Here is a 23,272-nt window from a genome sequence, read left to right on the forward strand (position 1 = left end):
GAGTGTGTGTGCAGCGCGATACCTTTGTTGTAAGACAATCTTTTTTGCAATGGCTGCATAAGCGTAGCAATCCGGGGCTGATTGTTAATCTCTGTTTTTTGGTCGTTCTGGTATTTTCTACTCTATTGACCTGGCGTGAAGTGGTGGTACTGGAAGAGGCGTACATCTCCAGCCAGCGCAACCATCTGGATACGGTGGCCAGTTCGCTGGATAGGCAGTTACAGAACAGCGTGGACAGGATGCTGTTGTTCCGTCAGGGCATGCATGATGCGATCGAGACGCCGCTGGCCTTCGATGTCTTACAGGATGCGGTATCACGCTTTAATACCGTCCGCATGCTCCCTACCTGGCAGCTTGCCGTTGATAAAAAGCGCACGCTTCCCATTAACGGCGTATCGGATGCGTTCGTGGATAAAACCACGCTTCTGAATCGGGACGCCGAGCGCATCAGTCATGAAATTTCTGCCGCGCTCGAAGTGGGGTATCTGCTCAGGCTGGCGTCATCAAGAGCACAGACGGAAGCGCGGGTGATCTACGTCTCTCGCGCCGGTTTTTTCCTTTCCACGGATACGCCGGACCAGGCGGGGAATATTACCGCCCGCTATTACCATCTGGTCACGCAGTCCTGGTTTACCCAGCAGTCAGAGCGTAACAATCGCGCGCGTGCCGTGCGCTGGTTTATCTCTACCCCTTCATCCTGGACCGGGGATGAACGAACGATTACCGCCAGCGTCCCCATCTATTTCGATCGCTACTGGTACGGCGTCGTGGCGATGGACTTTACCTTGAGCACGATGCAGCGTCTGCTGACCGACGCGACGGAAGACCGAACGGAAGGGGAGTATCAGCTGTACGATACCCGGCTCAATATGATTGCCACCTCTGCCAACGCGGGAAACCTGGTTAACCATTTTGACGAACGCGAAACGGCGCAGATTGCCCAGGCGATTGAGCATGATACCGGCGGCGGGATCCGACTCGGGAGCCGGTTTATTAGCTGGGAGCGGCTCGATCACTTCGATGGCGTCGTCCTGCGGATCCACACCCTGCATGAAGGGGTGCAGGACGATTTCGGCAGTATCAGTATCGTACTGGCGCTGCTGTGGGCGCTCTTTACCGCCATGCTGTTGATTTCGTGGCTGGTGATCCGTCGGATGGTGAGTAACATGTATACGCTTCAGCACTCCCTCCAGTGGCAGGCCTGGCACGATCCGTTGACCCGATTGAATAATCGCGGCGCGCTGTTCGACCGCGCAAAATTGCTGGCGGAAACCTGTCGGCAGCAGGCGCTGCCGTTCTCGGTGATTCAAATCGATCTCGACCATTTTAAAAACATTAATGACCGTTTCGGCCATCAGGCCGGTGATAAGGTGCTTTCCCATACGGCAGGCGTGATTGCCAGCGCGTTACGCAAGAATGATGTGGCCGGGCGCGTCGGCGGAGAAGAGTTTTGTGTGGTCTTGCCGGGGATCGGTCTGGAGGAGGCGAGAGGCGTCGCGGACCGCATTCGTTGCCGAATCACCAGTAAGGAGATCCTGGTGAAGAAGAGCACAACCCTGCGCATCAGCGCTTCGCTGGGCGTCAGCAGCGCGGATGAAACGGGCAACTACGATTTTGAACAGCTGCAGTCCGTGGCGGACGCCCGGCTCTATCAGGCCAAGCAGAACGGGCGTAACCGCGTCGTGTGGCGGGATCAGGACAGGAAGTGATCCAGCCCCTCCTGCCAGCCCGCCGGGCCGGGCTGTCGGGTGTAATAGACCCGCTCGGGGTTATCGTCCCGTAGCGTGATGCCCTGGCGGTTAATCCCCTTGATGACCACCGCGAAGTCCATGCTGTCGAGCAGCGGCGCATCGTTAGGGCCATCGCCGAGCCCCAGCGTGGTGGGCGCGATCTCGTCCTGCTGGCGATACTGTTCAATCAGCCAGTTAACCGCCACGTCTTTACCGCAGCGGGCGTCCAGAATATGCCAGAAGCGAGCCCCCTGCAGGCACTTCAGGCCGCTGTGCGCCAGTTGCTCTTCAAACTCGACCAATTTCTCGTCGGTATCGCGCCAGATGAGCGTGACGGAGGCTTCATGCTTGCGGGCAAGGGTCGAACGGTAGCGCGTCAGTCCGGTCCACTCGCTGATAACGTGCTCATCCACGTCGTCAAAGGTGGTAAATTTATAGCCTGTCTGCAGGCGAATTTGCTCGATTCGCGGGCGAATATCCCGGTGCGTCATCCCTCTTATCTGGCGTTGAACCTTGTCCCAGCGCACGTCTGGCTGAATCACCGCGCCGTTCTCGGCAATAAAAGGCAAACCTTCCAGCCCCAGATCCTGCTGGATATCCAGCATTTCTGCCGCAGTCTTGCTGCTGCAGAGAATGACCGGAACCTGATTATCCTGCAGCCTGTCCAGCCAGGGCATTGCGGGTTGCCAGTCGTAGGTATGAATATCCAGCAACGAGCCATCCAGATCAGAAAAAATCAGCAAGGTATCCCGCAGTGAAGGCATAGTGACTCCCGATAATGGCTGCGTTTCGCTCTAAGAAAATTCCTAAAAAATAGCCGAATTGTTAACAGGAGAAATGGGAACAGCCCCTGGCAAACCCGCATTCGGCGTATGTTATTGCTCATAACGAAAAGCATAATGTTAAAAATATTATATTCATCGTAAGAATATATGCTTGTCAGCCAAATTCGTTGGGGATAGTGTGGCATGTACATCAGATTTCCTGGTGTAACGAATTTTCAAGTGCTTCTTGCATAAGCAAGTTTTGATCCCGGTCATCCCCATGACCGGGATTTTTTTCGCCCTACCTATTGGCTTCAGACACGCTAAAGTCGTGAATATCGAGCTCGAAGGCCTCCGCCAGCTCGCGATAGGTGTGATAATCCCTTCCGTTAACAATGACGCGGTCCGAATTATCGTCCGAGCGGCGGACTTCTGACTCACTGATCTCATTGATGGCGGCCAGCAGGGCATCGACATCCACCTCGACTTCGCGCTTGATGGTGTCGCTGTACTCTTTATCGGTCTTCATTACGGGGTTCCTCATTCAACCGTGTCCAACGGTAAGTATAGACTGTGCATAAAAACGCCATTCACGCCGGGCGGCGATGTGTGTTTTTGCGTTTTGTTCTACACTGGCTCAAAACCAGAGGAGGAATGTATGAAGGTCAACGATCGGGTAACCGTTAAAACGGACGGTGGGCCGCGCCGCCCGGGTGTGGTGCTGGCAATTGAAGAGTTTAGCGAAGGCACAATGTACCTGGTATCACTGGAAGACTACCCGCTCGGCATCTGGTTTTTTAACGAACTGGGGCATCCGGACGGCATTTTTGTCGAGAAGGCAGAGTAGCACGGCGTCGGGTAGCGCATCGCGTGCCCGACAACCTCATAAAAGCAAAAATCTCTGGCCAGGCCAGAGATCAAAGGTAGGGTGCACAGGGTCTTAAACGACTAACGCATGTTGACGAAAATCCCGTTCGTCACATTATCGGTCAGGCGTACCACATGGTAGATCACTTGCTTATTATGCGTTTTAATTTTCCGTTTAATATTTCCTTTGTGTGACGAAACGGTTTTCGCTTTAATATTCATCTGGTCGGAGATCTGAATAGTTCCTTGTCCCGCCATCCACATTCGCAGCATACTTGATTCAGTCCTGCTTAATGATAGGGTGGGTAAGTTAACCGCTCCTACATTTTTAACTTCTTTATTCAAATAATCACCCAGAATGTCATCCAGCGACTCGGGTTTAATCGATTTAGAACTGATCAATAAATTTTTACGGACCAACAAATACTCATCGAAATGGATATTCGCGATCGCCATAAAAACAATAAACAGGGTTTTTGGATGCTGATTAATGATTTGCTTAATGTGCTGACTGTTGGCTGGATCGTGAATGAAACAGTCCTCATTAATAAACACCACGCCTGGTTTTAGTTCGTCACAAGCGGCTGCGAGTTCGTCAACGGTGTGTGCATCGTTGATGTCTCTCTTTCTTACCCCTCTGCTTGCCAGGTACCCGGTTAACCCTAGCCGGGTGTAGCTGCATAAATCCATAATGATCGTTGACATGGCATACCCTCACTCAATGCGTAACGATAATTCACCATCTGCCTGAGAGCTCAAAACAGCCATACGGGATGGAAAAAAATAATAAACCTGTGAGCATGACAAAGACTTTCAGGCGGACTCACTATCCCGTAAAGTTACGTATAATTTGCCAGGAATCTTCTTAAAGTAAAGTAAATATTAAGTATTGTGAGGTGGTTAGAAACAATTAAACCGCGTCAGATATATCCTGGAAGATGTTTTTCGCGTTTTATTTTAGGAATATCCTCAGAAAGACAGTAGCAACAGTGCGGGCTATTATTTACGAGGCAGTTCGCTGACAATATCCGCTAACAGGTTGAATATCTCGCCGAATAAATGTTCACAGAAAGGAGCGATCAGTGGCATCAGTAATGACATTAATAAAATTCCCACCGTCAGCGTCAGCGGAAAACCAATGACAAACACCGAAAGCTGCGGCGCCATTCGGTTGAGTAAACCTAATGCCAGGTTGACGGTCAGCAGCAGGGTGATGATCGGCAGCGCCAGCATCAGCCCGTTGAGGAAAATCAGCCCCGCCGCGCGGGTGAGCGCCAGGAAAGCGTTGCTGTTCACCGGATTTTCGCCAATCGGCAGCGTATGGAACGTATCCACCAGCATGGAGATAAGCCACAGATGACCGTTGAACGACAGGAACAGCAGCATGGCGAGCAGATCGATAATGCGTGCCAGCACGGGCATGTTGAGATGACTGCCGGGATCAACAAACGTGGCGAACGATAGCCCCATCTGCAGGCCAATCAGTTCCCCCGCGGTTCGCACCGCGGCAAAAGCCAGCTGCATGGTAAAGCCGACGGCGACGCCAATCATCACCTGCTGCAGGGCCACCCACACCGCGTTCGCCGAGAAGATCGGAATATCCACGGGGGGAAGAGAGGGCGCGACGATAATGGAGATGATAATCCCCAGCCCCACCTTGACGCGTTTGGGTATCGATTTCTCGCTGAGAATGGGGGCGGTGGAGATCAGCGCCATGATGCGCAGCATCGGCCAGAAGTAGACGCCGAGCCACTGAACCCACTGGTCGCTGGTGAAGTGCAGCATCGTCAGATCAGCCGATGATGTACGGCAGGTTGGTAAACAGGTTGCGCATATAGTCCAGCAACAGGTTCAGCATCCACGGTCCGGCCACGATAATCGCCACGAACACGGCGATAATTTTCGGAATAAATGACAGCGTCATTTCGTTAATCTGCGTGGCGGCCTGCAGAATACTGATAATCAGACCGGTAACCAGCGCGACAAGCAGCAGCGGAGCGGCGACGGCAATCGCGATTTTCATCGCTTCCGTGCCCATCATCATGACCGATTCGGGTGTCATTGCCGTTCCTTAACTGTAGAAACTCTGCGCCAAAGAACTGACCAGCAGCTGCCAGCCGTCGACCAGAACAAAGAGCATGATCTTAAAGGGCAGGGCAATGGTCGCAGGCGGCACCATCATCATCCCGAGCGCCATCAGAACGCTGGCGATCACCAGGTCGATAATCAGGAACGGAATAAAGATGGTAAAGCCAATCTGGAACGCGGTTTTCAGCTCGCTGGTGACATACGCAGGCAGAAGAATACGCATTGGCACCGCTTCCGGTCCCTGCATCTCGCCGGTGTTGGACAGGCGGGCGAAGAGTGCCAGGTCGGCTTCGCGCGTCTGGCGCAGCATAAATTCCCGCAGCGGCTGCGCGCCTTTATCCAGCGCCTCCTGCATAGAGATTTTATCTTCGCTAAACGGCTGGTAGGCGTCGGTGTAAATCTTATCGATCACCGGCGACATAATGAAAAAGGTCAAAAACAGAGCCAGGCCAAGCAGAACCTGGTTTGGCGGAGCGGAAGGAGTTCCCAGCGCGTTTCGTAGCAGACCAAAAACGATGATGATGCGGGTGAAGCTGGTCATCATCAGCAGGATGGCCGGAATAAACGTCAGCGAGGTGATGAACACCAGCGTCTGAACCGGAAGCGACCAGCTTTGACCGCCGCCCGCGAGAGGGGTTGAAACCAGACCGGGCAGCTGTGCATAGACCGCGGGAGCAAACAGGCCAACGCCCGCGAGCGTCAGGGATAACAAACGGCGCATCAGGATCTCCCGGAACGCTTAAGCAAACTCTTCATGACGGACTGAAAATCCGCAGGGGCCTCTGCGCGCTCGTCCACCACAACAGGGGCGGGCGGCAGCTTGTGTAATACGCTGATGTTTGAGGCCGTTACGCCCAGGACCAGACGCACGTCCTCCACCTCGACGATGACCACGCGTTCACGTGGCCCCAGCGTGGTGCTTGCGCTGACCTTCAGGCCGCGGGCTCCGGCGGTTTTACCCGCCAGGCCAAAGCGTTTTGCCAGCCAGGCGGCGATAAGAATAAAGGCAATAATACCGAACAACGCCCCGCTCACCTGGAGCAGAGGCGAGCCGGGAACGGCAGACGGTTGTGATATTGTTGCCTGGGTTTTCATGCTTAACGGCTCAGACGACGCATACGTTCAGACGGGGTAATGATGTCGGTGATACGTACGCCGTATTTATCGGCAACCACCACCACTTCACCCTGGGCAATCAGATAGCCGTTGATCAGGATATCCAGCGGCTCGCCGGCCAGACCGTCAAGTGCCACCACGGAACCCTGCGTCAGGCGCAGCAGCTCTTTAATGGTCATACGGGTGCGTCCCAGCTCAACGGTCAGCTTAACCGGGATATCCATAATCAGGTCGATGTCCTGCAGCGTGCCGCTGACGTCGCCGCCGCCGAGCTGCTGGAATACGGCATCCGCTGCGCTTTTGGCCGGGGGTGCTTTTTGCTCGTTTAACGCGTCAGCCCACAGATCGTCCAGTGCTCCGCTGTTTTCATCGGACGGATTGTTCATGTCACTCATTTGGGCTGTTCCTCATTCAGCGAATTCAAAATCGGGTTGATCAAGTGCTCAACGCGTAACGCATACTGACCGTTAATCGTGCCGTACTGGCTTGTCAGCACGGGGACACCATCCACATGGGCAATAATGCGGTCGGGTTTTTCTATCGGCAAAACATCGCCGGGTTGTAATTTCAGAATCTGTGATAACCGCAGCGGGATATCGGCGAAGCTCGCCACCAGCTCAAGCTGTGAATGCTGGACCTGGCGGACCAGGTTTTCACGCCAGTTCTGGTCTTCGTTGCGGGAGTTCTCCAGCGGCGGGTTAACCAGCAGCTCGCGCAGCGGTTCGATCATGCTGAACGGCAGGCAGATGTTGAACTCACCGGTCAGGTTACCGATCTCCACGTGGAACGGGGTGTTAACGACGATATCGTTCGGGGAGGTGGTGATATTGGTAAATTTCACCTGCATCTCAGAACGGACGTACTCCACTTCCAGCGGGTTAATCGCTTTCCACGCGTCGCTGTAGGACTCCAGCGCCAGCTTCAGCATGCGGTTAATGACGCGCTGTTCGGTGTGGGTGAATTCACGACCTTCTACTTTGGTCGGGAAACGCCCGTCGCCGCCGAACAGGTTATCCACCGCAATGAACACCAGGCTTGGGGAAAACACCACCAGACCGGTGCCGCGCAGCGGCTTCAGATGAATCAGGTTAAGGTTGGTTGGCACCGGCAGGTTGCGGGCAAACTCATGATACGGCTGAATGCGGATCGCACCGACCGTGATATCCGGGCTACGACGCAGCAGGTTAAACAGCCCCATACGGAACTGACGTGCAAAACGTTCGTTAATGATCTCCAGCGCCTGCAGACGTTCACGTACTACGCGACGCTGGGTATTCGGGTCATAGGGACGAATATCGCTATCGCCGCCAATACCCGGTTGCGGATCATCATTTTTATCGCTGTCGCCGTTGAGCAGCGCATCGATTTCTGCCTGAGAAAGAATACTGTCGCCCATGTCGTTACCGCAGAATGAATGCTGTATACAGAACGTCAGTGACTTCCTGCTTAGGTTGGCCGTTTACCAGCGGGGTCGCCAGCGTTTGTTTAATGGCGTCGACCAGCTTTTGCTTACCCACATCGGTAGCCAGCGCCGAAGCGTCCTGACGAGAGAACAGCAGCAGAAGGCGGCTGCGCACTTCTGGAAGGTAATCGTTCAGACGTGAACGGGTGGCTTCATCTTTCAGGCGCAGCGTAATGCCAACATAAAGCACGCGATCCGCATCACCCAGATTGACGGTGAAGGTATCCAGCGGGAAAAACACTGGAGCCGGCGGAGGTGGCGCTTCAGCTTTGGCTGCAGCGGTGGTAGGTTCCTGCTGCATACGCCAGTAACTATAGCCCGCGGTGGCGCAGGCGGCGAGCGTGATCAACACCAGCAGCGGGATCCAGATGGAACGCTTACTTTTTTTGGTGATAGCGGAGTCAGTCATCTGATACGAGCTTCCTGTTTCGGTACAGCTTAATAAGGTGATTATCCCGTGTCCTGCTGTCGTCAAAGCGTGGAAAAGACGGGGATAATCACGCTACCTCGGGCGTTTAGGCGAAGATGTCTACGGCACTGTTACCGCGCGCGGCGGATTGCAGGGCGGCAGGAACAGCCAGTAGCTCATCGCTCTCTTCATTAAAACCGCCGGTGTTGCCGGAACGCGAAGACTGGTGCTGCTGCTGGGATGAGGACTGCTGCTGCCCGGCAAAGCTCTCGCTGCTGACGCTGCTCTGCGAAAGCTGAATGCCGTTCTCCGCCAGTGAGGTCCGCAGTACCGGCAGCGCGGCTTCCAGCGCCGCACGAACATGGCTGTGCGCAGAGACCATCTGCAGCTGGGCCTGGTTATCATCCAGCTTAAGCGAAATTTGCACCTGACCCAGATCTTCCGGGTGCAGACGCAGCTCGGCTGTCTGCTGGCCCTGCTTAGTGAACAGGGTGATGTGCTGGCTCAGGGATTGCTGCCATTCGTGGGTTCCCAGAGGCTGGCTTAACACCGGGGCGGTGGCGACGGTGGCGGCCGTCTGACTGGTTGCATGGCTGGACATAATCGGTGCCAGGGTAGCCGTCGGCGATGATGAAGAGGAGGCGCTGGCGAGCTCCTGCTTCTCTGCGGTTGCGGCCACGACCGGCGTGGCCGGCGCGTTGCCCGACAGGGCCGGGTCGCTGTTTTTCGCCTGACTCTGATAAGGCGCAGAGCTCAGCGCTTTATCATGGCTTCCTGGAGCCGCGTTCAGGGAAGGTTGGCCTGCGCCGTTTTGCGTAAGCGCCGTTGAATTCAGCGTTGCGGTGGCGGAAACGCCGTCACTGCCTGCCGCGCGTGAAGTGCTGGTCTGCTGGTGCGGCAGCATCGCCATCAGCGCGCTTAATCCGGCCAGTTCTTCCTCGCTCAGCTCGCTCTTACCGTCATCCTTGCTGGTCGCCACATTGAGCGTCTTCAGCGCATCGCCCTTAGACAGCGGCACCAGCCCGGAAACCAGCGTATCAAGCGGCGCGACGGGCGACGTTTCATCGCCATTCAGCGCGGTCTGGCGCGAGAGCAGGTCGGCAATTTTGGCCTGCAGGGTGGTATCCCCTTTGGCGTCCTGAGCCACTTTTGACAGTTTACTGCCGGCAGCCTTCAGGTCAGCCAGGGTCAGCGGCGCATCTTTGCCCTTGCCCGTTGCGTCCGACAGGGCGCCCGCGAGCAGTGCGAGAAAGTCCTGTGCACCGTCGGTGCCTTTCCCCGTCTGCGTACCGCCTGACAGGTCGCTGTCGCTCATCAGCAGTTGTTGCAGTGTGATCATTCCGGTTTCCTCATTGATGCGCGCTGGGCAAACTCATCCATTTTCTTCTGATCCAGACGGTTTTCCGCCAGGGTCGTTGCCGCGATCTGGCGGTCCTGTAAAGTCTGCCAGGCCTGCAGACGCTGCTTCTTCTCGCGCCAGAAATTCAGCGCGGTATCGACTTTCTGGGTCCACTGGTGAAGCTGCTGGCGATGCTGATCTATCGCCTTCTCCAGCGTCTGGATAAACTGCTGATAGTTAATCCAGCGCTGGCTTCCAATGCCCTGTGTCATATCGGTATTGAGGTTGGTGCGATATTCATGCTGATAGTCGATCAACATCTTCAACTGTTCTTCAGCCTGCTGGCACCCGCGTCGCATTGCGCCAAGCTGCAATGCGGCATCATCAACTTCTTTTTCAGCCAGATCTTTCAGCGTTGATAACGCGCTGTTTTGCGCCATGACCTTCGCCCTCCACCTGTGTTACACCTGCGGGAAAATCAGCTCCAGTGCCTGAATTGAATCTTCCCAGTCGGCGCGTTCAAAAATGCCTTGTTGCAAAAATGCCTCCAGCTGCGGCCACAGGGTAATCGCTTTGTCGAGCATCGGGTCGCTGCCTTTGGCATACGCCCCCACGCTGACCAGATCGCGGTTGCGCTGGAAGCTGGAGAGCAGTTGTTTAAAGTTACGCACGCGGGCGTAGTGCTTCTCGGTTATCAGCGCCGTCATTGCGCGGCTGATAGAGGCTTCAATATCAATGGCCGGATAGTGTCCGGCTTCGGCGAGACGACGCGACAGTACAATATGGCCGTCAAGGATCGCGCGCGCGGAGTCGGCAATCGGATCCTGCTGGTCATCGCCTTCCGTCAGTACCGTATAGAAAGCTGTGATGGAGCCGCCGCCGCTGATGCCGTTCCCCGCGCGCTCAACGAGGGCAGGGAGCTTGGCGAAGACCGAAGGCGGGTAGCCTTTGGTCGCCGGTGGCTCGCCGATGGCCAGCGCGATTTCGCGCTGCGCCATCGCGTAACGGGTCAGGGAATCCATGATCAGCAGCACGTGCTTGCCGCGGTCGCGGAAATCTTCGGCGATACGGGTGGCATACGCTGCACCCTGCATACGCAGCAGCGGCGACACGTCCGCCGGCGCGGCGATAACCACCGAACGGGCGCGGCCTTCCGCACCCAGAATGTTTTCAATAAAGTCTTTTACTTCACGACCACGTTCGCCAATCAGCCCCACGACGATCACATCGGCCTGGGTATAGCGCGCCATCATGCCGAGCAGGACGGATTTACCTACGCCTGAGCCAGCGAACAGGCCCATACGTTGTCCACGTCCCACGGTCAGCAGGGCGTTAATCGGGCGCACGCCGGTGTCCAGCACATGCTCGATAGGGGTGCGCTGCAGGGGGTTGAACGGTTGGGTGATCAGCGCGCCGGTTTCGGTGGTGTCCGGGGATGGCAGCCCGTCGAGCGGTTTCCCGCTGCCGTCCAGCACGCGGCCCAGCAGTGCAGGGCCAAGCGGCAGCTGTTTCCCGCTTTGCAGCCCATCGCCAGAAATGTTTTTGGCATACACGCGCGCGCCGGGCAGAATGCCTTCCACCTCTTCAAGCGGCATCAGGAACAGGCGCTGGCCGTTAAACCCGACCACTTCGCTTTCCACTTCACGCGTTTCCAGACCGTCCTGGCGCTCAATGACGCAGGTCGCGCCCAGCGGAAGCTGCAGGCCGGTGGCTTCGAGAACCAGACCGGTGGCGCGCGTCAGTCGGCCATAACGACGAACGGACGGCAGTTGCGCCATCTTCGTCTCAAAGTTGTCGAGCGTGGTGAGCCAGCGGGTGAGGCGCGCGGTCATCAGACGACTCCCGGTGCCGCCAGGCGGCACAGTTCCTGCCAGCGGGTGGCGACGCTGGCATCCAGATCGCCTTCATCGGCAGAGACTTTGCAGCCGCCGTGATGCAACGACGGGTCGCCCCGCAGACGCCAGCCGTGCAGATTTAGCGTTGCGCCCAGGCTCTCTTCCACCCGCTGCAGGTCGTCCGGATGAACGCGCAGCTGCGGCTTCCCGCTGAACAGCGGCTCCTGCTGCAGCAAGCCCTGAATTTGTTTGATAAGCGCAGTGTTATCCACCACGGGCGTCTGACCGATCACCTGACGCGCGGCTTCCAGCGCCATCTGCATCAGACGCGAGGCAATCACGCTGTCCAGCGCGTCCAGCGTGTGCTGGAACTCGCTGACCAGCTGCTGCATGCGGGCATGGATCGGCGCCTGCTGCTGGCGCGCCTGATCGATACCGTGCTCTAACCCTTTCGACAGGCCTTCCTGATACCCCAGCTCGTGGCCTTTCTGCCGGCCTTCGTTCAGACCGGCATTGTAGCCCTGCTCGTGCGCCTGCATTTGCAGCTGAGCCAGCATTTGCGCCTGCTGCTCCTCTTCGCTCAGCTCAGGCTGTTCGACGTCCGGGTCAAGCTCCTCGGTCGGGATCACGGCTGGCGTGAACTCGGAGAGGGGAGGCGCCAGATCGTCCGGCGTCCAGCGCTTCCACGGCAGCTCATTAGACATAGGTGTCGTCTCCGCTGCCAATCACCATCTCGCCGGTTTCCGCCAGACGACGAACAATAAGCAGAATGGCTTTCTGTTCGTTTTCCACCTGAGACAGACGAACCGGGCCGCGGTTGGCAAGGTCGTCGCGCAGGATATCGGCCGCACGCTGAGACATGTTGCGCAGGAACTTCTCGCGCAGCGGCTGCTCGGCGCCTTTGAGGGCGATAAGCAGCGACTCGGAATCCACTTCCTGGAGCAGGCGCTGGATGCTGCGGTCGTCCACTTCGACGAGGTTTTCGAACAGGAACATCTCGTCGATGATTTTCTGTGCCAGCTCGCCGTCGAATTCGCGAACCGCCGTAATGACGGCCTCTTCCTGCTGCGTTTTCATCAGGTTGATGATTTCCGCCGCCGTTCTCACGCCGCCCATTTTGCTGCGCTTGAGGTTCTGGCCGTCGAGCAGGTTGTTCAGCACTTCGGTCAGCTCCGCCAGCGCGGCCGGCTGGACGCCGCCGAAGGTGGCGATACGCAGCATCACATCGTGACGCAGGCGCTCTTCGAACAGGGCCAGAATATCGGCCGCCTGACCACGTTTGAGGTGGACAAGGATGGTGGCGATAATCTGCGGGTGCTCGTCGCGAATAAGGTCGGCGGCACTCTGCGGTTCCATAAAGTTGAGCGTTTCGATACCGCTGGCGGTATCGCGCGTTTCCAGAATATCTTCCAGCAGGCTGGCGGCACGCTCTTCGCCCAGCGCCTTGACCAGCACGGAGCGCAGGTAGTCGTTGGCGTTGACGTTCAGCGCGGCAAACTGTTCGGCTTCCTGTTCAAACTCTGACAGCACTTCGGTCAGCTGTTTGTTGGAGATTTGGCGCACGTTGGCCATGGCCGCACTGAGAATTTGCACTTCGCGCTGGGAGAGGTGTTTAAACACCTCTGCCGCGCGATCTTCGCCAATGGTCATCAGCAGGATGACGCTTTTATCGGTGCCCGTAAGCGTATTACTCATGTTCGTTACCCATCCACTGGCGGATGACCAGCGCCACGACGCGCGGATCGTTATCTGACATTTCGCGAATGCGCTGGCTCATGACCTCAGCGCCCATGCGCTGGTTAGCACGACGCTGCTGCATCTGTTCATCTTTACTGAGGCGAACTTCAACCGCTTCTTCCGTTTCCTGACGCGTAGACATCTGTTCGCGAGCCGCTTTTTCGGCTTCAGCACGGCGCTGGAGCTGCGGACGAACGCCCTTACGCCACAGCAGCCAAGCGACAATCAGCACCAGCAGCCAGCGTCCTGCGGACATCAGCTGGTCGATAAACGCCTGCTGTTGCCAGAACGGAAGTTCACCGCCGGTCTCTTCAACCGAGTTGAACGGTGAGTTCACCACGTTGAGGGTATCGCCGCGCTTCTCGGAGTAACCCATCGCTTCGCGGGTCAGGTTTTCAATCTGCTTCATCTGCTCGGCGGTCAGCGGCAACGGTTTGCCATCCGCCAGCGTTTTGTAGTTCACCACCACCGCAACGGAAAGACGCTGAATATCGCCCACGTTCAGTTTAGTGTGGCGAATCGTTCTATCCACTTCGTAGTTCGTGGTTTCGTTACGGCTGCTGGTACGCGGACCGGCGTTACTGGCTGTTGAGGTGGTCTGCTGATTATTTTGCTGACCGTTCTGCTGATTGGCCGGAGGCGTAGAAATCGGCGCCGCGTTAGCCGGGGCAGGCTGGTTAGAGAGCGCGCCCGGCACGCCGCCCGGGTATGCACCGCCGACCTGTTCGTTCGAATTGATCTGGCGTGAACGCATCACCGCCTGAGCCGCATCGCCGTTCGGGCTGTACTGCTCTTCAGTTTGTTCTTTATTTGCGAAGTCGATCTGCGCGGTAACCTGCGCGTGCACGTTGCTGTTACCCACGACCGGGCCAAGGATGGCTTCGATACGGCGCTGGAGACGGCTTTCGACATCGGCGGCATATTTCAGCTGCGCGTCATTCAGATCGCGACCGGCGGTATTAGATTGCGTCAGCAGGTGACCGCTCTGGTCAACCAGCGTCACGTTACCCGGCGGCAGACCGGCGACGGCGCTGGAGACGAGATGCGTCACCGCGCTGATTTGCCCTTCGTCCAGCGCGCGGCCAGGCTCAAGGTTTACGGTCACGGAAGCCGAAGGTGATTTCTGTTCGCGGACAAATAAGGAAGGTTTAGGCATCGCCAGGTGCACGCGGGCACTCTTCACCGGGCCTAATGTTTCAATGGTGCGGGCCAGTTCACCTTCCAGCGCACGCTGGTAGTTCACCTGCTCGCTGAACTGGCTGATACCGAATTTTTCCTGATCCAGCAGCTCAAAGCCCACCGCGCCGCCCTTCGGCAGCCCCTGCTGGGCCAGACGCAGACGCAGTTCGTGCACCTTATCTGCCGGTACCTCAAGCGCACCGCCATTATCGGCAAAGCGATAAGGGATGTTCATCTGGGTAAGCTGGGTGACGATGGCGCCGCCATCCTGATCGGAAAGGTTACTGTAGAGCGTCCGGTAATCAGGGCTTTTCGCCCACAGGACCATCGCTACAAGGATCGCAATTGCGGCAGCGCCTGCCACGATCAACGGGATTTTAGGATTCGCGCGAAGGCGGTTCATCCACTCGAGTGATTTATTCTGCGGCGCTGTCGATGCTGTTGCACTCATTGCGCACCTCTTAAATCCTGGTGGTTTACGTTATTCGTGTAGAGAAACAAAACTGACTCCCGGGTCGGCAAACACGACAAAAGTTCCATATTGATGGCCCTGCCATTATTTGATGATTCGTGATTTTCTATGGGTCAAATAACCTGGTTTTTTCATGCTATTTACCGCCATTATCTTATTGACAAGCTGTTAGTCTTGACCGCGTAAAAAACCATCCAGGGGAAAGTCATGGCTATACAGGGCATTGAAGGGGTAATCAGTCAGTTGCAGGCAACGGCGATGACGGCCCGTAACCAGAATGTGGCAGATCAGCAGCCGAGCATCAGCTTCGCAGGGCAACTGCATGCCGCTCTTGACCGTATCAGTGATACCCAGACTGCAGCACGCACTCAGGCCGAAAAGTTTACCCTCGGTGAGCCCGGCGTAGCGCTGAATGATGTGATGACCGATTTGCAAAAAGCCTCGGTTTCCCTGCAGATGGGGATCCAGGTGCGTAACAAGCTGGTGTCGGCGTATCAGGAAGTCATGGGGATGCAGGTCTAAGACCTGTCGATCTTCGCTGGCAGCCGCAGCGCTTTAATGCCACAATATTTTTTTCTTCGAATGCAGGAAAGATGATGAAAAAAATAGCAATTGCTGGCGCGCTGCTGGCACTGACCGGGTGCGTTCAGGTCGATAATTATAACGACGTGATCAAGCATCCTGTCCCGGCCCATCTGGCGGGATACTGGCAGTCGAAAGGGCCGCAGAGCAACATGGTCAGCCCGAATGCGATTGCCACGCTGGTGGTGACGGAAGAGGGTGATACGCTGGACTGCCGTCAGTGGCAGCGCGTGATTGCCGTGCCGGGTAAAATCATGCTGCGTTCAGACAGCTATTACAACGTGACGCGCAAGCTGGATATCTATCCGCTGGAGCGCGATGGCTCGACGCTTGAGTACGACGGGCTGGAGCTGCAGAAGGTCGATCGCCCAACGGTTGAGTGTGCCGATTACCTGAGCAAGAATCCGCTGGAGAGTAAGCTGCCCTAAGGGTAAACGCAAAACGGCAACCTCGTTGCCGTTTTTGGTGTTTGCGCCCTCTCCCTGTGGGAGAGGGACGGGGTGAGGGCATCAGGCTGCACGTTTCCCGTTCTACAACGCATCCTCTATTACCCACACGCTCACGCTTCCGCCTTTGCAGGTAAACGTCCCTTCGCCATCCGCCGCCGTAGTGATGGTTTCTTCGCGATTGCCGAGAAAATCTCGCCACGTTTTGTTGCCGTAGTTTTCACCCAGGCAAATCACTTTTTCACCGTCGTCCCCGTTTGACATCACCACCACGCAGCCGGGATCGTCATCGGTGCCGCTGCGGCTGAAGGCAATGCAGTTAGGATGGTCAAAAAATAGCGTTTGTACGCCGTGGGCAAAACGCTGGCGCGCGAGGATCAGCTCGTGAAGCTGCTCAATGACCGGCATGTCAATATGGTACGTTTCTCCGTCTCCCCCTGTATCATCATAGCTGGCGCCAAAGAGATCCGGATAAAAGACGCTCGGCACGCCATTTTCCCGCAGCAGGATCAGCGCGTAAGCGAGCGGTTTAAACCAGGCTTCGACCGGGGCTTCCAGCGCTTGCAAAGGCTGAGTGTCATGGTTCGCGACGAGGGTGACCGCATGAAACGGATCGGCTTCCACCAGCGTGCCGGTAAAGATTTGGCTCATGTCGTAATCCCGACCCTGACGTGACGCCTCGTGGAATTTCATCTGCAGGGGGGCATCAAACAGCATGGTTTTGCCTTCGACCTGGTCGATATAGGCCTGAAGCTTATCCACCTCGTGGGACCAGTATTCCGCCACGATAAACAGCGGCTGGTCGGCGACTTCCTGGACGTGCTCAATCCACTCTTTGTAAAACCAGGCGGGAATATGCTTGACGGCGTCCAGACGAAAACCGTCGCAGCGCGTCTGTTCCATGACCCAGCGGGCCCAGTATTTGATCTCCTCGGTCACGGCGTGATTGCGAAAGTCGATATTTTCGCCCATCAGATAATCGAAGTTACCCATCTCATCATCAACCTGATCGTTCCAGCCTTCGCCGGTGTAGTCGTTGACGATTTTAAAGATGCCGTCTTCATCTGGATTTTCTATATGGTCGACGCCGCTGAAGCATTTGTAATCCCAGATGAACTGGGAATATTGCCCGGCGCGGGCAGGGAAGGTATAGCGGGTCCAGGCTTCGCACTCAATGACCTCGTCATCGATTTGCGTGCGATCCTGTTCGTTCACGCGCTGAACGCGCACAGGCTCTTTTTCATCGGCGCCCATTTTATGGTTGACCACCACGTCCAGCAGCACGGCAATGTCGTTGCTCTTGAGGGCGTCGATGGCCTCCAGCAGCTGCGCCTTGTCGCCGTATTTCGTGGCGATACTGCCCTTCTGGTCAAACTCGCCCAGATCGAACAGGTCATAGGTGTCATAGCCGACAGAATACCCGCCGGATGCCCCTTTAGAGGCAGGCGGCAGCCAGATCATGTTGATGCCGATTTCGTTAAGATTGGGAGCTAACGCCGTGACCTCTCGCCACAATTCACCGCCAGCAGGGTAGTACCAGTGAAAACATTGTAACAGGGTGGGGTTTTTCATCATCCTTGCTCCAGAAGCCATTGGCAGACTTCTGGAGTATGGATGAAGAAATCATAGTTGTGTGTCGCGGGTAAAACTTTCTGGATAAAGAATATTCCCTGACAGCTTTCCATAGGTAGACGTGATGGATTGCTGTTTACCGGTTTGATCAATCAGACTGCGCAGTTCGTCCATGCGGACTTTCAGCAGCGCCTTTAGCGCATTCTCATTTTCAAGGATCATTTCCAGCAGCGCACGCGCTTGCTCAACCTGAGCCGGAGGGCATGACATGATGGGCGTTTGAGAAATCCTTTCCACCAGTTGTACGTAATGCATTTCCTGCTCGATAAGCGCATCCCATTGACCAGAATGTGCGAGATTTAGCATAGCAATGCTCTGAGCATGTAACGCCTGCCAGTGGCTAAGCGCTGCGCTGGGATTATTCATCAAAAATTATCCTGAAATAGAGGACGCATTGGGGCCGATTTGCTTCCACGCATCCGCAATGTTGTTTAATAAACCCTCGACTTCAACAATTGCGTCTACGTCGTTACTGACATTCGCCAGCAACAAACGTCGAACCATATATTCGTACAAGGAGGCAAGATTACCGGACAATTCGCTCTCGACCTCCATGTTCAGTCCTGCTTTTAAACCGTTGTCGATGATGTTGATGGCTTTGGATAAGGCTTCGCCTTTCTCACGAATTTGTCCGGCTTCCATGAACAAACGCGCGCGAACCAGGGCGCTATGCGCCCCGTCGAACAACATGACAATCAGCTGGTGTGGACTGGCATTCATGACTGCGCTTTCTACTCCTATCTGCTGATAGGATTGAACACCAGAGGTCTTATACATATCCACTCCTGAAGGCTACGACTATTTTTGTGAGAACTGTTGGGTCAGGTAGTTGGCTGTACTGGTCATTTTGGTGACTAATACGTCCAGACTGGTGAACTGGGTTTTGTAACGTGCCATGGTGGCTTCAATTTGGGCATCCATGGCATCGTAACGTTCGCCCAGCGTTTTCAGCGTTTTGTTGATCCCGTCTTTTGCGTTCTGGATCACCCCGGCGCTGCCGGTACTGGTGCTGAGCATGGTGGTCAGCGTGTTGTTCATCTGGGTCGCCATACCGGTTTTCTTTCCGTCACCGACAAAATACTGCTGTACGGCGTTCGGGTTATCGGTCAGCGCTTTTTTCAGCTTATCGGTGTCGACTTTCAGGTTACCGACGGTACCGTCAGAACCTTTCACCGGGTCCTGGGTAATCCCCAGCTGGGCCATAATCTGAATGGAGCCGGTCTGCACTTCGGTCAGCAGGCCGCGCAGCTGGGACTGAACCCCACGCACGTTCGCATCACCGACCAGCGCGCCGTTGCTGGTAGACTGGCTGCCGGAGCCTGCATCAACCGGAACATACTTCGTCAGGCTGTTAATGGTGGACTGCAGCGAGTTGTACGCCGTGACCCAGTCCGTGATTGCCTTCTGGTTCGCATCCGTTGCGCGTGAAACCTCAAGGGTTTCATCAGCTTTGCTCTCGGCCTTCACCGAGAAGGTCACCCCAGGCAGCGCATCGGTAATGGTATTCGACTGGCGCTCGATGGAGATGTTGTTCACCACCACAATCGCGTTCTGCGCGTCGGTGTTCACCGTCAGCGCACCCGCTTTGGTGGTTGAGTCGTAGCCAATGGCGCTTTGCAGCTTGGCGTCGCCGGTAACGCTGACCGTCATCGCACCATCCGTCCCGGTGGTTTTTGATGACAGCATCAGGCGGTAATCACCGTCTTTCGCTTTAATGACGCTGGCGGTGACGTTGCCGTTCGCTTTGTTAATGGCGCTCGCAATCCCGGCTAGCGACGTATCGCCATCTGCCAGGGTTACCTCTAAAGGCGTTTTCGTGCCCGGCTGGGTGATGGTGATTTTACGCGTTGTGCCTGTCGTATCGCCCAGCAGGTCGGTATTGTTAGCATAGGAGCCGGTAGTGAGCGCCTGTGCTTTTGCAACCTGGTTGACGTTGACAACAAAGGAACCCACGGACGCATCAGCCGTCGTCGTGGCGGTAAAGGCCGTATTAGTGCTGCTAACGGACGTTGAGTTCCAGGTGGTTGCTTTACCCAGTGCAGCGGTCGCAGTCTGCAGCGATGTCATGGCGCTCTGCAGCTTGCCGTAAGCGCTTAACTGTGCGTTATACGTTGATTGCTGGGAAGTAATCGTCGTCAGCTTGGTTTTTTCTGCCGCTTCCAACTGATTATATAAATCCCCGAGTCCTGCAGAACCTATCCCGAGGTTACTGATAGTAGCCATGCATATTTTCCTTAAAATACGAAAGTAGTTCAGGACTCTTATCGGCCTCTCAGCGTAAAAGTTTACGATGGTGAGAAAAAAATAATCCGAAGAATAGACGCGTCCTGGCGGGGTAAATGAATGGATTGCACTTTAGTGTCATTATCAGTGCATTAAAAACACGGATAAGTGTGTGCCTTTTATGACATCTCTTTGCGCGTTAAAAAAGCGTAAATAATAAGTCTCTGGCGGACCTTAATTGTTTTTTTAAAAATAAAATCATTAATAATCAGTTGGTTGTAATTTTTTCAAAATTGATTCTAAAGTCTTTTGGGGACCCGTCGATAACCTTGTTGACGGTGAGAGACGCTGTGAGTGTTAGGCACCGGACCTAAAACCCAATTTTTGAAGGAAACAAAATTATGGCAGTTATCAATACTAACCTGTTGTCCCTGACCACTCAGAACAACCTGAACAAATCTCAGTCTTCTCTGGGCACTGCTATCGAGCGTCTGTCTTCCGGTCTGCGTATTAACAGCGCGAAAGACGATGCTGCTGGCCAGGCGATTGCTAACCGCATGACCGCTCAGATCAAAGGGATGACTCAGGCAGCACGTAACGCCAACGACGGTATCTCCATGGCGCAGACTGCTGAAGGTTCTCTGAACGAAATCAACAACAACCTGCAGCGCGTTCGTGAACTGGCTGTTCAGGCAAGCAACGGCACCAACAGCGCATCTGACCTGGCTTCTCTGCAGGATGAAGTTACCGCTCGTCTGGCTGAAATCGACCGCGTTGCGGGCAAAACTGACTTCAACGGCATCAAACTGCTGGACGGCACTGCAGGTACTGCTGGTGTGGTTAAAATTCAGGTTGGCGTTAACGACGGCGACACCATCAACCTGGATCTGAGCGGCGCGAAAGCTGACTCTACTACTCTGGGCGTGAACGCTATCGACCTGAAAGCAATGACCGCTACCGACCTGAACACCATCGACAAAGCTATCGCTACCGTTGATAAAGCACGTTCTGGTCTGGGTGCTGTGCAGAACCGCTTCACTTCTGCAATCAACAACCTGAACAACACCTCTAACAACCTGTCTGCTGCTCAGTCCCGTATCCAGGACGCTGACTACGCAACTGAAGTTTCCAACATGTCCCGCGCGCAGATCCTGCAGCAGGCTGGTACTTCTGTTCTGTCTCAGGCAAACCAGGTTCCACAGACCGTTCTGTCTCTGCTGCGTTAATTTTACGCACGAAACCCCGCTTCGGCGGGGTTTTTTTATCTCTGCTATTTGAGAATCCGCCTGTGAAACAAATCAGTGTCACTCAACCAAAGCTGGTCGCAGATTTTTCATGTGTCGGTGGGGAATGCCGTGAACATTGTTGTCAGGGCTGGACCATTGCGTTTGATAAATCCTCCGTTAACCGTTACCTGAACAGCAAAAATGCCGCCATTCGTCACACGGCGAAAACGGCGATAAAAGTCACCAAAAAACAGTATGGCAACTGGGGCGAAGTGATTTTCCATACGGAAAGTAAAAACTGCCCGTTTATGGATACGGAAAAACTCTGCTCTATTCACAGCGCCATGGGCGCGCAGGCGTTAAGCCCAACCTGTTCGTCGTTTCCGCGGACAAACCGGGTCTATAAAAATGAAATCGAAAAATCGCTGAACCTCTCGTGTCCGGAAGTCACCCGACTTCTGTTGAACGATAGGGAGTCTATGTCGATGATGGAATCGGTCATTGTCCAGCAGGACGTCAATACTGCGCCGATGATTGATTTGAAGGCAAAGGTCATCAATCTCTTCTGCCAGAATATATTCAGCGTTGAGTCGGTCAGCGTTGAAGAACAGGTTTACGCCGTGGTGAAATTCCTCATGGTGGCTGAAAAACTCGAGAACCTGGAAGAAAATATCGGCACGCTCGAAACGGTCTATTTCTCGCTGGTTAACGAACTCGTGAGCGGTAAAATCAAAACGGAATTAGACGGATTTAATCAGAACTACAGCCTGAAATTCGCGTTAATTTCGCTCATTCAGAGCTACTTTACGAAGAAAGCGACAGCCCGCGGCGGTGCGGTATTAAACCGTTATTTTGCTCAGCTTTATCAACAATTTGAGTCTGCGGGTGACACCGTGCCGGCAGAAAAGGTCATGGAGAACATCGAGTCCGTCTGGCGCGATGTGGCGGGCAGTTACCTGGCGACCAATGACCATTTATTTAAGAACTTTTTTAAATACAAGCTGTGGGAGCAGGGCTTCCCGCAGAACAACGGTCGCAGCATGTTGAATAACCTTTATTTAATCGTTGCGGAGTTCTATTTCCTTAAAACGTTACTTGCCGGTCAGGCGCTCGTGGCGGGAAAAATTGAACAAGATAATATCATTGATGTTATTTACAGCTTCCACTCCCTTAGCCAGCATAATCAGGAAGCGGGAAAGCTCTTTCATCAACATATAGATAGCGTCAAACTCGGCGACGATCTTTCATTGTTACAACTGTTAATTTAGGCTGAAAAGTTGCCCCTGTTGGGGGCAACCTCAGAATAACCTCACTTTATCCCCCTTTTTCATCCAATTGAACGCCCTGCAGAATCGGATAATCATGCCGATAACTCAACTAACGCAGGGCTGTTTATCGTGAATTCACTCTATACCGCTGAAGGTGTAATGGATAAACACTCGCTGTGGCAGCGTTATGTCCCGCTGGTGCGTCACGAAGCATTGCGCCTCCAGGTGCGCTTGCCGGCGAGCGTGGAACTCGACGATCTGCTACAGGCGGGCGGTATCGGGTTATTGAATGCAGTTGACCGATACGACGCTCTGCAAGGAACGGCATTTACGACTTACGCAGTTCAGCGTATTCGTGGTGCGATGCTGGACGAGCTGCGCAGCCGCGACTGGGTGCCGCGCAGTGTTCGCCGCAACGCGCGCGAAGTGGCGCATGCGATGGGGCAGCTGGAACAGGAACTGGGACGCAACGCAACGGAAACCGAAGTGGCGGATCGTCTTGGCATTGCTGTTGAAGAGTATCGTCAGATGTTGCTCGATACCAATAATAGCCAACTCTTCTCTTATGACGAGTGGCGAGAAGAGCATGGCGATAGCATCGAGCTGGTGACGGATGAGCACCAGCAAGAAAACCCGTTACACCATTTAATGGAAGGGAATTTACGCCAGCGCGTCATGGAAGCTATTGAAGCTCTGCCTGAACGCGAACAGCTGGTATTGACCCTTTATTACCAGGAAGAGCTTAACCTCAAAGAGATTGGCGCTGTTCTGGAGGTGGGAGAGTCGCGGGTGAGCCAGCTGCACAGCCAGGCCATTAAACGCTTACGAACCAAGCTGGGTAAGTTATAGGTGATTGATTCACCTTAAAAATGCCGCACAACGTATTGACAGCCAGGA

Annotated in this window: 26 protein-coding genes and 1 pseudogene; 7 read left to right on the forward strand and 20 right to left on the reverse strand. The window is 55.0% G+C overall.

Annotated features, from left to right (window positions below; all coding sequences use genetic code 11):
• The first annotated feature begins 8 nt into the window (after positions 1-8).
• The gene (gene dgcQ, locus RVY89_RS04810; protein WP_484827078.1) at positions 9-1,709 is read left to right on the forward strand and encodes a cellulose biosynthesis regulator diguanylate cyclase DgcQ; all 1,701 of its coding nucleotides are present in this window, start codon (positions 9-11) and stop codon (positions 1,707-1,709) included.
• Here dgcQ and RVY89_RS04815 read toward each other — a convergent pair.
• Together RVY89_RS04815 and yodD are read right to left on the reverse strand one after the other, a co-directional pair.
• The gene (locus RVY89_RS04815) at positions 1,694-2,494 is read right to left on the reverse strand and encodes a mannosyl-3-phosphoglycerate phosphatase-related protein (protein WP_484827079.1); all 801 of its coding nucleotides are present in this window, start codon (positions 2,492-2,494) and stop codon (positions 1,694-1,696) included. The genes dgcQ and RVY89_RS04815 overlap by 16 nt on opposite strands.
• A 301-nt stretch (positions 2,495-2,795) precedes the next feature.
• A complete protein-coding gene (yodD, locus tag RVY89_RS04820) occupies positions 2,796-3,023 on the reverse strand; it encodes a YodD family peroxide/acid resistance protein (RefSeq protein ID WP_008500310.1) in 228 nt (75 codons plus the stop codon).
• A gap of 129 nt (positions 3,024-3,152) precedes the next feature.
• Between yodD and dsrB the strand changes: the two genes are divergently transcribed.
• Positions 3,153-3,341, forward strand: coding sequence for a protein DsrB (dsrB, locus tag RVY89_RS04825; protein ID WP_013097741.1), 189 nt, complete (start codon positions 3,153-3,155; stop codon positions 3,339-3,341).
• Positions 3,342-3,442: 101 nt separating this feature from the next.
• On the opposite strand, the gene rcsA is transcribed toward dsrB, so the two are convergent.
• The 14 genes and pseudogenes from rcsA to fliF all read right to left on the reverse strand — a co-directional run bounded on the left by rcsA (position 3,443) and on the right by fliF (position 14,977).
• The gene (gene rcsA, locus RVY89_RS04830; RefSeq protein ID WP_008500313.1) at positions 3,443-4,066 is read right to left on the reverse strand and encodes a transcriptional regulator RcsA; all 624 of its coding nucleotides are present in this window, start codon (positions 4,064-4,066) and stop codon (positions 3,443-3,445) included.
• 287 nt (positions 4,067-4,353) lie between these two features.
• Positions 4,354-5,146: pseudogene (gene fliR / locus RVY89_RS04835) on the reverse strand (flagellar biosynthetic protein FliR); the annotation flags it as partial.
• Positions 5,147-5,153: 7 nt separating this feature from the next.
• Positions 5,154-5,423 (reverse strand): flagellar biosynthesis protein FliQ, encoded by a 270-nt coding sequence (fliQ, locus tag RVY89_RS04840; protein ID WP_008500315.1) that lies wholly within the window; start codon positions 5,421-5,423, stop codon positions 5,154-5,156.
• A gap of 9 nt (positions 5,424-5,432) precedes the next feature.
• On the reverse strand, positions 5,433-6,170 hold the full coding sequence (fliP, locus tag RVY89_RS04845; protein ID WP_033145903.1) for a flagellar type III secretion system pore protein FliP: 738 nt from the start codon (positions 6,168-6,170) through the stop codon (positions 5,433-5,435).
• Complete coding sequence (fliO, locus tag RVY89_RS04850; RefSeq protein ID WP_484827080.1) at positions 6,170-6,544, reverse strand: flagellar biosynthetic protein FliO; 375 nt, start codon at positions 6,542-6,544, stop codon at positions 6,170-6,172. Before fliO ends, fliP begins: the two co-directional genes overlap by 1 nt.
• A gap of 2 nt (positions 6,545-6,546) precedes the next feature.
• Positions 6,547-6,960, reverse strand: coding sequence for a flagellar motor switch protein FliN (gene fliN, locus RVY89_RS04855; RefSeq protein ID WP_023312308.1), 414 nt, complete (start codon positions 6,958-6,960; stop codon positions 6,547-6,549).
• Positions 6,957-7,961 carry a flagellar motor switch protein FliM gene (gene fliM / locus RVY89_RS04860; protein ID WP_014170737.1) on the reverse strand — a complete coding sequence of 335 codons (1,005 nt, stop codon included), beginning with the start codon at positions 7,959-7,961 and terminating at the stop codon, positions 6,957-6,959. The genes fliN and fliM overlap by 4 nt, the downstream gene beginning before the upstream one ends.
• Before the next feature lie 4 nt (positions 7,962-7,965).
• On the reverse strand, positions 7,966-8,436 hold the full coding sequence (gene fliL, locus RVY89_RS04865) for a flagellar basal body-associated protein FliL (RefSeq protein WP_023312306.1): 471 nt from the start codon (positions 8,434-8,436) through the stop codon (positions 7,966-7,968).
• Positions 8,437-8,542: 106 nt separating this feature from the next.
• A complete protein-coding gene (gene fliK / locus RVY89_RS04870) occupies positions 8,543-9,775 on the reverse strand; it encodes a flagellar hook length control protein FliK (RefSeq protein ID WP_484827081.1) in 1,233 nt (410 codons plus the stop codon).
• Positions 9,772-10,215, reverse strand: coding sequence for a flagellar export protein FliJ (gene fliJ, locus RVY89_RS04875; RefSeq protein WP_021241386.1), 444 nt, complete (start codon positions 10,213-10,215; stop codon positions 9,772-9,774). The genes fliK and fliJ overlap by 4 nt, the downstream gene beginning before the upstream one ends.
• Positions 10,216-10,236: 21 nt before the next feature.
• Entirely contained in the window at positions 10,237-11,607 is a 1,371-nt protein-coding gene (gene fliI / locus RVY89_RS04880; protein ID WP_371899352.1) for a flagellar protein export ATPase FliI, read from the reverse strand.
• Positions 11,607-12,314: a flagellar assembly protein FliH gene (fliH, locus tag RVY89_RS04885; protein WP_045908162.1), complete on the reverse strand. Its 708-nt coding sequence runs from the start codon at positions 12,312-12,314 to the stop codon at positions 11,607-11,609. The genes fliI and fliH overlap by 1 nt, the downstream gene beginning before the upstream one ends.
• The gene (gene fliG, locus RVY89_RS04890) at positions 12,307-13,305 is read right to left on the reverse strand and encodes a flagellar motor switch protein FliG (protein WP_008500327.1); all 999 of its coding nucleotides are present in this window, start codon (positions 13,303-13,305) and stop codon (positions 12,307-12,309) included. The genes fliH and fliG overlap by 8 nt, the downstream gene beginning before the upstream one ends.
• Complete coding sequence (fliF, locus tag RVY89_RS04895) at positions 13,298-14,977, reverse strand: flagellar basal-body MS-ring/collar protein FliF (RefSeq protein WP_484827082.1); 1,680 nt, start codon at positions 14,975-14,977, stop codon at positions 13,298-13,300. Before fliF ends, fliG begins: the two co-directional genes overlap by 8 nt.
• A gap of 228 nt (positions 14,978-15,205) precedes the next feature.
• Here fliF and fliE point away from each other — a divergent pair, with 228 nt between their 5' ends.
• Together fliE and yedD are read left to right on the forward strand one after the other, a co-directional pair.
• Positions 15,206-15,520, forward strand: a complete 315-nt coding sequence (fliE, locus tag RVY89_RS04900) for a flagellar hook-basal body complex protein FliE (RefSeq protein ID WP_008500329.1) — start codon at positions 15,206-15,208, stop codon at positions 15,518-15,520.
• Between the two features lie 74 nt (positions 15,521-15,594).
• Positions 15,595-16,008, forward strand: a complete 414-nt coding sequence (yedD, locus tag RVY89_RS04905; protein WP_109845215.1) for a lipoprotein YedD — start codon at positions 15,595-15,597, stop codon at positions 16,006-16,008.
• A gap of 102 nt (positions 16,009-16,110) precedes the next feature.
• Here yedD and amyA read toward each other — a convergent pair whose 3' ends face one another.
• Genes amyA through fliD form a run of 4 tightly spaced genes read right to left on the reverse strand, consistent with a single transcriptional unit; the run spans position 16,111 to position 19,881 of the window.
• Complete coding sequence (amyA, locus tag RVY89_RS04910) at positions 16,111-17,598, reverse strand: alpha-amylase (RefSeq protein ID WP_484827899.1); 1,488 nt, start codon at positions 17,596-17,598, stop codon at positions 16,111-16,113.
• Between the two features lie 51 nt (positions 17,599-17,649).
• Positions 17,650-18,024 (reverse strand): flagella biosynthesis regulatory protein FliT, encoded by a 375-nt coding sequence (fliT, locus tag RVY89_RS04915; RefSeq protein ID WP_045908165.1) that lies wholly within the window; start codon positions 18,022-18,024, stop codon positions 17,650-17,652.
• Between the two features lie 6 nt (positions 18,025-18,030).
• A complete protein-coding gene (gene fliS / locus RVY89_RS04920; protein ID WP_023312296.1) occupies positions 18,031-18,435 on the reverse strand; it encodes a flagellar export chaperone FliS in 405 nt (134 codons plus the stop codon).
• Between the two features lie 21 nt (positions 18,436-18,456).
• Positions 18,457-19,881 carry a flagellar filament capping protein FliD gene (gene fliD, locus RVY89_RS04925; RefSeq protein WP_484827083.1) on the reverse strand — a complete coding sequence of 475 codons (1,425 nt, stop codon included), beginning with the start codon at positions 19,879-19,881 and terminating at the stop codon, positions 18,457-18,459.
• 401 nt (positions 19,882-20,282) lie between these two features.
• Here fliD and RVY89_RS04930 point away from each other — a divergent pair, with 401 nt between their 5' ends.
• From RVY89_RS04930 to RVY89_RS04940, 3 genes are all read left to right on the forward strand, one after another.
• Positions 20,283-21,107 carry a flagellin N-terminal helical domain-containing protein gene (locus RVY89_RS04930; RefSeq protein WP_023312294.1) on the forward strand — a complete coding sequence of 275 codons (825 nt, stop codon included), beginning with the start codon at positions 20,283-20,285 and terminating at the stop codon, positions 21,105-21,107.
• Between the two features lie 62 nt (positions 21,108-21,169).
• On the forward strand, positions 21,170-22,375 hold the full coding sequence (gene fliB, locus RVY89_RS04935) for a flagellin lysine-N-methylase (RefSeq protein WP_484827084.1): 1,206 nt from the start codon (positions 21,170-21,172) through the stop codon (positions 22,373-22,375).
• 129 nt (positions 22,376-22,504) lie between these two features.
• Positions 22,505-23,224 (forward strand): RNA polymerase sigma factor FliA, encoded by a 720-nt coding sequence (locus RVY89_RS04940; RefSeq protein ID WP_008500338.1) that lies wholly within the window; start codon positions 22,505-22,507, stop codon positions 23,222-23,224.
• Positions 23,225-23,272 lie beyond the last annotated feature (48 nt).

The organism is Enterobacter sp. 3U4 (genome assembly GCF_057224565.1).